This is a genomic window from Halorhodospira sp. 9628, from assembly GCF_022228075.1.
GTDB lineage: Bacteria > Pseudomonadota > Gammaproteobacteria > Nitrococcales > Halorhodospiraceae > Halorhodospira > Halorhodospira halophila_A.
In genome coordinates this window covers 16,675-26,838 of record NZ_JAJNRF010000016.1, presented here as the reverse complement: position 1 = coordinate 26,838, position 10,164 = coordinate 16,675, and the positions used below count along the sequence as shown (strand labels likewise).

At 65.6% G+C, this 10,164-nt stretch carries 17 protein-coding genes; all 17 read right to left on the bottom strand.

Going from position 1 to position 10,164, the window contains the following annotated elements:
- Window positions 1-6: 6 nt before the first annotated feature.
- The 17 genes from rplX to rpsL all read right to left on the bottom strand — a co-directional run bounded on the left by rplX (window position 7) and on the right by rpsL (window position 10,151).
- Window positions 7-324, bottom strand: coding sequence for a 50S ribosomal protein L24 (gene rplX / locus LRG10_RS12370; protein ID WP_201169206.1), 318 nt, complete (start codon window positions 322-324; stop codon window positions 7-9).
- Between the two features lie 11 nt (window positions 325-335).
- Window positions 336-704: a 50S ribosomal protein L14 gene (rplN, locus tag LRG10_RS12365; protein ID WP_201169208.1), complete on the bottom strand. Its 369-nt coding sequence runs from the start codon at window positions 702-704 to the stop codon at window positions 336-338.
- A gap of 55 nt (window positions 705-759) precedes the next feature.
- A complete protein-coding gene (rpsQ, locus tag LRG10_RS12360) occupies window positions 760-1,020 on the bottom strand; it encodes a 30S ribosomal protein S17 (RefSeq protein WP_201169211.1) in 261 nt (86 codons plus the stop codon).
- Complete coding sequence (rpmC, locus tag LRG10_RS12355) at window positions 1,017-1,220, bottom strand: 50S ribosomal protein L29 (protein ID WP_011813649.1); 204 nt, start codon at window positions 1,218-1,220, stop codon at window positions 1,017-1,019. The genes rpsQ and rpmC overlap by 4 nt, the downstream gene beginning before the upstream one ends.
- The gene (gene rplP / locus LRG10_RS12350) at window positions 1,220-1,633 is read right to left on the bottom strand and encodes a 50S ribosomal protein L16 (protein ID WP_201169213.1); all 414 of its coding nucleotides are present in this window, start codon (window positions 1,631-1,633) and stop codon (window positions 1,220-1,222) included. The genes rpmC and rplP overlap by 1 nt, the downstream gene beginning before the upstream one ends.
- A 21-nt stretch (window positions 1,634-1,654) precedes the next feature.
- Window positions 1,655-2,341: a 30S ribosomal protein S3 gene (gene rpsC, locus LRG10_RS12345; protein WP_201169217.1), complete on the bottom strand. Its 687-nt coding sequence runs from the start codon at window positions 2,339-2,341 to the stop codon at window positions 1,655-1,657.
- A gap of 25 nt (window positions 2,342-2,366) precedes the next feature.
- Window positions 2,367-2,699 carry a 50S ribosomal protein L22 gene (gene rplV, locus LRG10_RS12340; RefSeq protein WP_201169229.1) on the bottom strand — a complete coding sequence of 111 codons (333 nt, stop codon included), beginning with the start codon at window positions 2,697-2,699 and terminating at the stop codon, window positions 2,367-2,369.
- Between the two features lie 12 nt (window positions 2,700-2,711).
- Window positions 2,712-2,987, bottom strand: coding sequence for a 30S ribosomal protein S19 (gene rpsS / locus LRG10_RS12335; protein ID WP_201169231.1), 276 nt, complete (start codon window positions 2,985-2,987; stop codon window positions 2,712-2,714).
- Between the two features lie 13 nt (window positions 2,988-3,000).
- Window positions 3,001-3,825 (bottom strand): 50S ribosomal protein L2, encoded by an 825-nt coding sequence (rplB, locus tag LRG10_RS12330; protein ID WP_201169233.1) that lies wholly within the window; start codon window positions 3,823-3,825, stop codon window positions 3,001-3,003.
- Between the two features lie 12 nt (window positions 3,826-3,837).
- Window positions 3,838-4,134 carry a 50S ribosomal protein L23 gene (gene rplW, locus LRG10_RS12325; RefSeq protein ID WP_011813655.1) on the bottom strand — a complete coding sequence of 99 codons (297 nt, stop codon included), beginning with the start codon at window positions 4,132-4,134 and terminating at the stop codon, window positions 3,838-3,840.
- The gene (gene rplD, locus LRG10_RS12320; protein ID WP_201241653.1) at window positions 4,131-4,748 is read right to left on the bottom strand and encodes a 50S ribosomal protein L4; all 618 of its coding nucleotides are present in this window, start codon (window positions 4,746-4,748) and stop codon (window positions 4,131-4,133) included. Before rplD ends, rplW begins: the two co-directional genes overlap by 4 nt.
- 18 nt (window positions 4,749-4,766) lie before the next feature.
- A complete protein-coding gene (rplC, locus tag LRG10_RS12315) occupies window positions 4,767-5,417 on the bottom strand; it encodes a 50S ribosomal protein L3 (RefSeq protein ID WP_201169236.1) in 651 nt (216 codons plus the stop codon).
- A 159-nt stretch (window positions 5,418-5,576) separates the two neighbouring features.
- Window positions 5,577-5,906, bottom strand: a complete 330-nt coding sequence (gene rpsJ, locus LRG10_RS12310; RefSeq protein WP_011813658.1) for a 30S ribosomal protein S10 — start codon at window positions 5,904-5,906, stop codon at window positions 5,577-5,579.
- 7 nt (window positions 5,907-5,913) lie between these two features.
- Window positions 5,914-7,104: an elongation factor Tu gene (gene tuf / locus LRG10_RS12305; protein ID WP_201169237.1), complete on the bottom strand. Its 1,191-nt coding sequence runs from the start codon at window positions 7,102-7,104 to the stop codon at window positions 5,914-5,916.
- 57 nt (window positions 7,105-7,161) lie between these two features.
- Window positions 7,162-9,258 carry an elongation factor G gene (fusA, locus tag LRG10_RS12300; protein WP_201169238.1) on the bottom strand — a complete coding sequence of 699 codons (2,097 nt, stop codon included), beginning with the start codon at window positions 9,256-9,258 and terminating at the stop codon, window positions 7,162-7,164.
- Between the two features lie 35 nt (window positions 9,259-9,293).
- Window positions 9,294-9,761 carry a 30S ribosomal protein S7 gene (gene rpsG, locus LRG10_RS12295; protein WP_201169241.1) on the bottom strand — a complete coding sequence of 156 codons (468 nt, stop codon included), beginning with the start codon at window positions 9,759-9,761 and terminating at the stop codon, window positions 9,294-9,296.
- Window positions 9,762-9,773: 12 nt separating this feature from the next.
- Window positions 9,774-10,151, bottom strand: coding sequence for a 30S ribosomal protein S12 (gene rpsL, locus LRG10_RS12290; RefSeq protein WP_201169243.1), 378 nt, complete (start codon window positions 10,149-10,151; stop codon window positions 9,774-9,776).
- Window positions 10,152-10,164: the final 13 nt, after the last annotated feature.

The window sequence follows — 10,164 nt, the reverse complement described above, 5'->3', positions numbered from 1 at the left end:
GCCCCCTCAGGCGTCAATCAGCTGCTGGTTGGACTTGAAATAACGCACCTTGCGATCCCCCTCCCAGCGGACGCCGACGCGATCGGCCTGCTCCGTCTCGGGGTTGTAGATCGCCACATTCGAGATGTGGATCGGTGCCTCTTTCTCGATAATCCCGCCGGTGGTGCCCTGCATCGGGTTCCCGCGCGTGTGCCGCTTGACCATGTTGACGTTCTCGACGACAACGCGGTCCTTGTCGGGGATCACCCGGGACACCCGGCCACGACGCCCCTTGTCTTTTCCGGCGATGACGATGACCTCGTCGCCCGTACGAATCTTGCGCATGATGACCTCGCCTACAGTACTTCGGGCGCCAGGGAAATGATCCGCATGAAGCGCTCGTTGCGCAGCTCACGGGTCACCGGGCCAAAGACACGCGTGCCGATCGGCTGCAGATTGTTGTTCAGCAGCACCGCCGCGTTGCCGTCAAAACGGATCTTCGACCCGTCGGCCCGGCGCACGCCTCGCTTGCTGCGGACGACTACAGCGTTGTAGACCTCGCCCTTTTTGACGCGCCCCCGCGGGATCGCGTCCTTGACGCTGACCTTGACGATATCACCAATCCCCGCATAGCGGCGCTTGGAGCCGCCCAGCACCTTGATGCACTGCACCTGCCGGGCGCCGCTGTTGTCCGCCGCTTTGAGGAGGCTTTCCATCTGGATCATGACGCTTCACCCGCTCTTGTTCTTGCTCGCCCCCTTGCGGGGCACTTCCGCGCGCTTAGCTCGCGGCCCGCTCCAGCACCTTCACCAGCCGCCAGGTCTTGTTCTTCGACAGCGGACGGCACTCCTGGATGGAGACCCAGTCGCCTTCGCGCCCCTCGTTTTGCTCATCGTGGGCGTGGAGCTTGGTCGACCGCCGGATGAACTTGCCGTACAGCGGGTGCTTCACGCGGCGCTCGACCAGCACGGTGAGGGTCTTGTCCATCTTGTTGCTGACCACGCGCCCGTTCACGGTGCGGGTGTTTTTCTCTTCACTCATGCCTGCCGCTCCGCACGCTTACGCTCGTTGAGCACGGTCTTGATGCGCGCGACGTCGCGGCGCACCTTGCCGAGCTGATCGGTCCGGGCCAGCTGACCGCTGGCCTTCTGCATCCGCAGATTGAACTGTTCCTTGCGGCGCTCGAGCAGCTCGTTCTCGAGTTCCTCGGTTTTCTTTTCGCGCAGCTCGCTCGCCTTCATCACATCACCGTCCGGTTCACGAAGGTGGTCTTCACCGGCAGCTTCGCCGCCGCGCGCCGGAAGGCCTCGCGGGCGACTTCCTCGGACACGCCCTCGATCTCATAGAGGACGCGACCGGGCGCGATCGGCTCGCACCAGTGATCCACGTTGCCCTTGCCCTTGCCCATCCGGACCTCGAGCGGCTTTTCAGTGACCGGCTTATCCGGGAAGACCCGGATCCAGATCTTGCCGCCGCGGCGGATGTAGCGGTTGATCGCACGCCGCGCGGCCTCGATCTGCCGCGAGGTGATGGGTCCGCGAGTGGTTGCCTTGAGGCCGAACTCGCCGAAGCTCACGCGATCACCGCGGGTCGCGAGGCCCGAGCAGCGGCCCTTTTGCTTCTTGCGGTACTTGGTCCGTTTCGGCTGTAACATCGCTTACGCGCTCCCGTCCGCTCAGCCCTGGGCAGCCGCGGCGCGCTTGACGCGCTCGGCAGGGGCCCCTTCGTTGTCGGTGTCGATGATCTCGCCCTTGAAGATCCAGACCTTCACACCGATGACGCCGTACGTGGTCATCGCCTCGGCAAAGCCGTAGTCGATGTCCGCACGGAGGGTGTGCAGCGGCACGCGGCCCTCGCGATACCACTCGGTCCGGGCGATCTCGGAGCCGTTCAGCCGCCCCGAAACCTGCACCTTGATCCCCTGGGCGCCGACGCGCTGGGCGTTGCCGACAGCCCGTTTGAGGGCCCGCCGGAACATGACGCGGCGCTCCAGCTGCCCGGCGATGCCCTCGGCCACCAGGTTGGCGTCGGCCTCCGGCTTGCGGATCTCCTCGATATTGATGTGCACCGGCACGCCCATCCGGGCCGCCACCTCACCGCGAAGCCGATCGATGTCCTCACCCTTCTTGCCGATCACGATGCCCGGGCGGGCGGTATGGATCGTAACCAGGGCGTTCTTCGCCGGGCGCTCGATCTGGATGCGACTCACGGAGGCGTTCTTCAGGCGCTCACGAATGAACTCCCGCACCTCCAGGTCGGTGTTGAGGTACTTGCCGAAGTTCGCGCTATCGGCGTACCACATGGAACGCCAGTCTTCGGTGACGCCCAGCCTAAACCCCGTGGGATGGGTCTTGTTTCCCATGCCGGCCTCTCTCGCTTGATCCGCTTCAGTCCTCGGCGACCGCCACGGTAATGTGGCTGGTCCGCTTGAGGATTCGGTTGGCACGCCCTTTGGCGCGCGGCTGAATTCGCTTCATCGTCGGGCCCTCATCGACCATGATCCGCGCTACGCGCAGCTCGTCGATGTCGGCACCATCATTGTGCTCTGCGTTCGCAACCGCCGACTCGAGCACCTTACGCACGATCTCCGCGGCCTTGCGCGGGCTGTACTCGAGGGTCCGCAGCGCGTCGTCCACCGGCAGCCCGCGAATCTGATCGGCAACAAGCCGGGCCTTTTGCGGCGAGACACGCGAGAAACGCAGTTTTGCTTGGGTCTCCATGGCGCGCTCCCGTTATCGCTTCGACTTCTTGTCCGCGGCGTGGCCGCGGAAGGTACGCGTCGCCGCAAACTCGCCCAGCTTGTGGCCAACCATGTTCTCGTTGATCAGCACGGGAACATGCTGGCGCCCGTTGTGGATGGCGATGGTGAGCCCGACCATATCCGGCATCACCACCGAGCGACGCGACCAGGTCTTGATCGGCCGCTTGCTGTTGTTGGCATTCGCCTCTTCCACCTTCTTCAGCAGGTGGTGGTCGATGAACGGCCCTTTCTTGGTCGAGCGTGGCACGATTCTTTACCCCTCAACGCTTCCGTCGGCGCACGATGTACTTATCGGTGCGCTTGTTCTTGCGGGTCTTATGCCCCTTGGTGGGCATACCCCACGGCGAGACCGGGTGACGCCCGCCTGCGGTGCGGCCCTCGCCGCCGCCGTGCGGGTGATCAACCGGGTTCATGGCGACACCACGGACGGTCGGACGCACGCCCAGGTGGCGCTTGGCGCCCGCCTTGCCGAGGTTGCGCAGGCTGTGCTCGGCGTTGCCAACCTCGCCCACCGTCGCCATGCAGTCGGCGGGAACGCGGCGCATCTCGCCTGAGCGAAGGCGCAGGGTCGCCATACCGCTTTCGCGGGCGACGATCTGCACGCTGGCACCGGCTGAGCGGGCGAGCTGCGCCCCCTTACCGGGCTTGAGCTCGACGCAGTGCACCTGCGTACCGACCGGGATGTTGCGCAGCGGCAGGGCGTTGCCCGGCTTGATGGCGGCGTCGCGCCCGCTCTGGATCGGCGAGCCAGGTTCAACGCCACGAGGCGCGATAATATACCTTCTCTCGCCGTCTTGATAAAGGACCAGAGCGATATTCGCGGAACGATTCGGGTCGTACTCGAGTCGTTCGACCTTGCCCGGCACCCCGGTTTTGTTCCGCTTGAAGTCAATCAGGCGGTAGCGCTGCTTGTGACCACCGCCACGATGGCGCGTGGTGATGCGGCCGTCGCTGTTGCGCCCGCCGGACTTGGTCTTTTGCACCACCAGGGGCTCATAAGGCCCACCCTGGTGCAGCCGGGCGTCTTTCGTCTTGACGACGAAGCGCCGGCCCGGAGACGTCGGCTTGCTCTTGACTAGTGCCATGACTGGCTCTCCTTACTCCCCACCGAGGAAGTCGATGTCCTGTCCCTCGGCGAGGGTGACGTATGCCTTCTTCCAATCCCGGCGGCGGCCACGGATCATGCCGAAGCGCTTGCGCTTGCCCTTGGCGTTGACCGTGCGCACGCCGGTGACTTGCACATCGAACAGCTTTTCGACGGCGGCCTTGATTTCCTTCTTGTTGGCGTCGGGCGCCACCTGGAAGACCACCTGGCCGGCGCCGTCGGCGATGACCGTGCTCTTCTCGGAGATGTGCGGGCCACGAAGCACGGTATAGAGTCTTTCCTGGTTCATGACAGCCACTCCTCGACACGGCGGATGGCGGACTCGGTGATCACCACCCGCTCGGCGCCGACCAAGCTCGCCGGATCGACGCCGGCGGCGTCAACCACGCCCAGGCGCGGCAGGTTACGGGCGGCAAGTTCGAGGTTGGTGTCGATCTCGTCGACCACGATCAACCCCTCGCTCACGCCGAGCCCGTCCAGGCGCGCCTTGAGCGCCTGGGTCTTGGGCGCGTCGACCGTCAGCTGCTGGACGACCACCAGGCGGTCCTGGCGGGCCAGCTCGGACAGGATCGAGCGCATGGCGCCGCGGTACATCTTGCGGTTGACCTTCTGCGAGAAGTCCCGCGGTTTAGCCGCGAAGGTCTGGCCGCCGCCGCGCCACAGCGGGCTGCGGATGGTGCCGGCACGCGCGTTGCCCGTGCCTTTCTGACGCCAGGGCTTCTTGCCACCGCCGGCGACCTCGCTGCGCGTCTTCTGTGCCTTGGTCCCGGCACGCGCCCCGGCGAGGTGGGCGGTAACCACCTGGTGGACGAGCGATTCGCGGAACGGCGCGTCGAAGGTCTGATCCGAGACCTCGAGCTGGCCTGCCGCTTCGCCCTTTTCGTTACTGAGCTTGAGCTCCATGGCTCCCCCTGTCACCTCTTACGCCTTGCTCGCCGGACGGACGATCAGGTCGCTGCCGACGGCCCCGGGGACAGCACCCCGGATGAGCAGCAGGTTGCGCTCGCTATCCACGCGCACGACCTCCAGGTTCTGGACGGTGGCGCGCCGATTGCCCATCTGCCCGGCCATCTTCTTGCCCTTGAACACGCGCCCGGGGCTCTGGCACTGGCCGATGGAACCCGGGACCCGGTGCGACTTCGAGTTGCCGTGGGTGTTGCGCTGGGCCCGGAAGTTATGCCGACGCACCGTACCCGCGAAGCCCCGGCCCTTGCTGGTGCCGGTGACGTCGACCTTCTGGCCGGCCTCAAAGCTGCCCACTTCGATGGAGGCACCGGCCTCCGGCAGCTCCTCGTCCGTGGCGCGCTGGCCCTTGTCCAGCCGGAACTCCCACACGCCGCGGCCGGCCTCGACCCCGGCGCGGGCGAAATGCCCCGCCTCGGGCTTGCGCACGCGCTGCGGCTTGCGCCGGCCGGCGGTCACCTGCACGGCGCGGTAGCCGTCACTCTCCTCGGTCTTCACCTGGGTGACGCGATTCGGGTCCGCCTCGACGACGGTCACCGGGATCGAGCCCCCTTCTTCGGTAAAAACACGCGTCATGCCGCGCTTGCGACCGACGATTCCAATTGCCATCGTCCGCGTCTCCTCAAAATCTCTCTGCCCGGATCTAGCTCACCGGGAACGAATAGACTCCGGCGGGCGCACGGCGCGCAGCCCCTGCGGGGCGGCCCGCCGCTTGCCGGCCGGAGCGCCGGTCACCGCCGGTCGTTGTCGATACGGCGGCTCGACGTGTCAGTAGAGCTTGATCTGAACGTCGACACCGGCGGCCAGGTCGAGCTTCATCAGCGCGTCGACCGTCTTGTCCGTCGGGTCGATGATGTCCATCAGCCGCTTGTGGGTGCGGATCTCGTACTGGTCCCGCGCGTCCTTATTGACGTGCGGCGAGGTCAGCACGGTAAACCGCTCCTTCTTGACCGGAAGCGGGATGGGGCCACAGACGTGGGCCCCGGTCCGCTTCGCGGTATCCACGATTTCCCGGGCGGACTGATCGATCAGACGGTGATCGAACGCCTTCAGCCGGATCCGGATACGCTGGTTCTGTGTTGCCGCTGCGGTCGCCATGGCTACTTTACTCGATGATCTTGGAGACGACGCCGGCGCCGACGGTGCGGCCGCCCTCGCGGATCGCGAAGCGCAGGCCGTCCTCCATGGCGATCGGGGCGATCAGCTGAACCGTCATCTTGACGTTATCGCCCGGCATCACCATCTCGGTGCCCTCCGGCAGCGTCACCGTACCCGTGACGTCCGTCGTCCGGAAGTAGAACTGCGGACGGTAGCCGTTGAAAAACGGCGTGTGCCGGCCACCCTCGTCCTTGCTCAGGACGTACACCTCGGCCTCGAAGTGCGTGTGCGGCGTGATCGACTTCGGCTTGCACAGCACCTGGCCACGCTCGACGTCGTCGCGCTTGATCCCGCGCAGCAGCGCACCGATGTTGTCACCCGCCTCGCCCTGGTCGAGCAGCTTGCGGAACATCTCGACGCCGGTGCAGGTCGTCTTGCGCGTCTCGGTGATGCCGACGATCTCGACCTCTTCACCGACCTTGATCACACCGCGCTCGACCCGGCCGGTGACCACCGTGCCGCGACCCGAGATGGAGAAGACGTCCTCGATCGGCATCAGGAAGTCGCCGTCAACCGGACGCTCCGGCTGCGGGATGTGCTCGTCCATGGCCTCGACGAGCTTGATGATCGCCGGACGCCCCATCTCCGAGTCGTCGCCCTCGAGCGCCTTCAGTGCCGAGCCGGTGACCACCGGGATGTTGTCACCGTCGAAGTCGTAGTCGCTCAGCAGCTCGCGGACCTCCATCTCGACGAGCTCGAGCAGCTCGGCGTCGTCGACCATGTCGGCCTTGTTCAGGAAGACCACGATCGCCGGGACACCGACCTGACGGGCGAGCAGGATGTGCTCACGCGTCTGCGGCATCGGGCCGTCGGCGGCGGAGACCACCAGGATCGAGCCGTCCATCTGCGCCGCGCCGGTGATCATGTTCTTCACGTAGTCGGCGTGACCCGGGCAGTCGACGTGGGCGTAGTGGCGGCTCTCCGACTCGTACTCCACGTGCGCGGTGGCGATCGTGATGCCGCGAGCACGCTCCTCCGGCGCGTTGTCGATCTGATCGAACGCGCGGGCGTCGCCGCCGTGAGCTTCCGCCAGGACCTTGGTCAGGGCCGCAGTCAGCGTCGTCTTGCCATGGTCCACGTGACCGATGGTGCCGACGTTGATGTGCGGCTTCTTACGCTCAAACTTTTCCTTGGACACGCCACACCTCGTTTATCTTGTACGGTCTCTCGTCTGAAACTGAACGGCGACGTACGCTTACGACGCCTTCTTGATCACTTCATCGGCGATGCTCGCCGGCGCCTCGTGATACTCCTCGAACTCCATCACGTAGGAGGCACGCCCCTGGGTGTTGGAGCGCAGGTCCGTCGCGTAGCCGAACATCTCCTTCAGCGGCACCTGGGCACGGATCTGCTTGCCGTTGGGGATGTCCTCCATCTTCTGCACGGTGCCACGCCGACGGTTGAGGTCACCGACCACGTCGCCCATGTACTCCTCCGGCGTGACCACCTCGACCTTCATCACGGGCTCGAGCAGAACCGGATCCGCCTTCATGAACCCTTCGCGGAAGGCCATGGAGCCGGCGATCTTGAACGCCATCTCCGAGGAGTCGACATCGTGGTAGGAGCCGTCGTAGAGCTCCACGGCCACGTCGACCACCGGGTAGCCGGCGAGCACGCCCTCTTCCATGACCTCGCGACAGCCGTGGTCGACCGACGGCACGTACTCCTTGGGCACCACGCCGCCGACGATCTTGCTCTCGAAGTTGTAGCCGTCGCCACGCTCCTGCGGCTTCATGCGGATGTGCACGTGACCGTACTGGCCGCGGCCACCGGACTGGCGCACGAACTTGCCTTCCTGCTCGACCTGCTTACGGATGGTCTCGCGGTAGGCGACCTGCGGCGCGCCGACGTTGGCCTCGACCTTGAACTCCCGCTTGAGGCGGTCGACGATGATATCCAGGTGCAGCTCACCCATGCCGGAGATGATGGTCTGCCCGGACTCCTCGTCGGTGCGCACGCGGAAGGACGGATCCTCCTGCGCCAGCCGGCCGAGGGCCTGGCCCATCTTCTCTTGATCACTGCGCGTCTTCGGCTCGACGGCAACGGCGATCACCGGCTCGGGGAACTCCATGCGCTCGAGCGTGACCTTGTTGCTCGGATCGCACAGGGTGTCACCGGTGGTGACATCCTTCAGGCCGACAGCGGCGGCGATGTCGCCGGCGCGGACCTCCTTGATCTCCTCGCGCTGGTTGGAGTGCATCTGCAGCAGACGGCCGATGCGCTCCTTCTTGCCCTTGACCGGGTTGAAGACCGCGTCGCCGGAGCTTAGCACGCCGGAGTAGACGCGGAAGAACGTGAGGTTGCCGACGTACGGATCGTTGGCGATCTTGAACGCCAGCGCCGCGAAGGGCTGATCGTCGCTGGACTCGCGGGTGACCACGGTCTCTTCGTCATCGAGCACACCCTCGATGGCCGGGACCTCGTTGGGCGCCGGCAGGAATTCGATGACGGCGTCGAGCAGCGTCTGAACGCCCTTGTTCTTGAACGCCGAGCCGCACATGCACAGCACGATCTCGGTGTTCAGGGTGCGCTGGCGCAAGCCACGCTTGATGTCGTCGTGGGACAGTTCCCCTTCGTTGAGGTACTTGTCCATCAGCTCTTCGTCCGCCTCGGCGGCGGCCTCGACCATCTCCTCGCGGGCGGCCTCGGCGTCGGCCCTGAGCTCTTCCGGGATCTCCCGCTCGGAGTAGGTCATGCCCTGCTCGTCGCGGTCCCAGTAGATGGCGGACATGCGCAGCAGGTCGATGATGCCCTCGAACTGGTCCTCGGCGCCGATGGGCAGCTGGATCGGCACCGCCTGGGAACCGAGCCGCTCGCGGATCTGGCTGACCACACGCGAGAAGTCGGCGCCAGCGCGGTCCATCTTGTTGACGAACGCCATGCGCGGCACGCCGTACTTGTTGGCCTGGCGCCAGACCGTCTCGGACTGCGGCTCCACGCCACCGACGGCACAGAACACGGCGACGGCGCCGTCGAGCACCCGCAGCGAGCGCTCCACCTCGATGGTGAAGTCGACGTGACCCGGGGTGTCGATGATGTTGATCCGGGTCTCGGGGTACTGCTGGTCCATGCCGCGCCAGAAGCAGGTGGTCGCGGCGGACGTAATGGTGATGCCACGCTCCTGTTCCTGGGACATCCAGTCCATGGTCGCCGCACCGTCATGGGTCTCACCCATCTTGTGCGAGACACCGGTGTAAAACAGGATGCGCTCGGTGGTGGTGGTCTTGCCGGCATCGATGTGAGCGGCGATGCCGATGTTCCGATAGCGCTCGATGGGTGTCTTGCGTGCCACGGTGGAATACCCCGTTTTGAAGCGTGTTTCTGCGTTTACCAGCGGTAGTGCGAGAAGGCCTTGTTGGCCTCGGCCATGCGGTGCGTGTCTTCACGCTTTTTCACGGCCGTCCCGCGACTCTCCGCCGCCTCAAGCATCTCGTTGGCCATGCGCGCGGCCATGGTCTTCTCGCCGCGCTTGCGGGCCGCCTCGAGCAGCCAGCGCATGGCGAGGGTCTGGCGCCGCTCGGGGCGGACCTCGACCGGGACCTGATACGTAGCGCCACCGACGCGCCGGGACTTGACCTCGACCCGCGGCTTGACGTTCTCGAGCGCGGTCTCCATGACCTCGATCGGATCGTCGTGCTTGGCGCCGATGCGCTCCAAGGCCCCGTAGAGGATTCGCTCGGCCACCGAGCGCTTGCCGTCGCTCATGACCATGTTGACGAATTTGGTCAGGACCTCACTCCCGTACTTGGGATCGGGCAGGACCTTGCGCTTGGGTACTTCTCGTCTCCTAGGCATGACTGAGTCCCGTTACTTCTTCTTCGGGCGCTTGGCGCCGTACTTGGAACGACCCTGCCGGCGCTTGTCGACACCCGCCGTATCCGCGGCACCGCGGACGACGTGGTAGCGCACACCAGGCAGGTCCTTGACACGCCCGCCACGAATGAGGACGACCGAGTGCTCCTGGAGGTTGTGACCCTCACCACCGATGTAGGAGGCCACCTCGTAACCGTTGGTCAGACGCACACGCGCCACCTTCCGCAGCGCGGAGTTCGGCTTCTTCGGCGTGGTGGTGTAGACGCGAGTGCATACGCCGCGCTTCTGAGGGCTCGCCTCCAGCGCCGGCACACTGCTCTTCGCGGTGCGCTTGGTGCGACCTTTGCGCACCAACTGGTTCACTGTCGCCATAGGGTTTTGCGCT

What these genes read in the sequence shown, in the direction of transcription:
- rplX (WP_201169206.1), bottom strand. Translation starts at nt 324, where the DNA reads ATGCGCAAGATTCGTACGGGCGACGAGGTCATCGTCATCGCCGGAAAA.
- rplN (WP_201169208.1), bottom strand. Translation starts at nt 704, where the DNA reads ATGATCCAGATGGAAAGCCTCCTCAAAGCGGCGGACAACAGCGGCGCC.
- rpsQ (WP_201169211.1), bottom strand. Translation starts at nt 1,020, where the DNA reads ATGAGTGAAGAGAAAAACACCCGCACCGTGAACGGGCGCGTGGTCAGC.
- rpmC (WP_011813649.1), bottom strand. Translation starts at nt 1,220, where the DNA reads ATGAAGGCGAGCGAGCTGCGCGAAAAGAAAACCGAGGAACTCGAGAAC.
- rplP (WP_201169213.1), bottom strand. Translation starts at nt 1,633, where the DNA reads ATGTTACAGCCGAAACGGACCAAGTACCGCAAGAAGCAAAAGGGCCGC.
- rpsC (WP_201169217.1), bottom strand. Translation starts at nt 2,341, where the DNA reads ATGGGAAACAAGACCCATCCCACGGGGTTTAGGCTGGGCGTCACCGAA.
- rplV (WP_201169229.1), bottom strand. Translation starts at nt 2,699, where the DNA reads ATGGAGACCCAAGCAAAACTGCGTTTCTCGCGTGTCTCGCCGCAAAAG.
- rplB (WP_201169233.1), bottom strand. Translation starts at nt 3,825, where the DNA reads ATGGCACTAGTCAAGAGCAAGCCGACGTCTCCGGGCCGGCGCTTCGTC.
- rplW (WP_011813655.1), bottom strand. Translation starts at nt 4,134, where the DNA reads ATGAACCAGGAAAGACTCTATACCGTGCTTCGTGGCCCGCACATCTCC.
- rplD (WP_201241653.1), bottom strand. Translation starts at nt 4,748, where the DNA reads ATGGAGCTCAAGCTCAGTAACGAAAAGGGCGAAGCGGCAGGCCAGCTC.
- rplC (WP_201169236.1), bottom strand. Translation starts at nt 5,417, where the DNA reads ATGGCAATTGGAATCGTCGGTCGCAAGCGCGGCATGACGCGTGTTTTT.
- rpsJ (WP_011813658.1), bottom strand. Translation starts at nt 5,906, where the DNA reads ATGGCGACCGCAGCGGCAACACAGAACCAGCGTATCCGGATCCGGCTG.
- rpsG (WP_201169241.1), bottom strand. Translation starts at nt 9,761, where the DNA reads ATGCCTAGGAGACGAGAAGTACCCAAGCGCAAGGTCCTGCCCGATCCC.
- rpsL (WP_201169243.1), bottom strand. Translation starts at nt 10,151, where the DNA reads ATGGCGACAGTGAACCAGTTGGTGCGCAAAGGTCGCACCAAGCGCACC.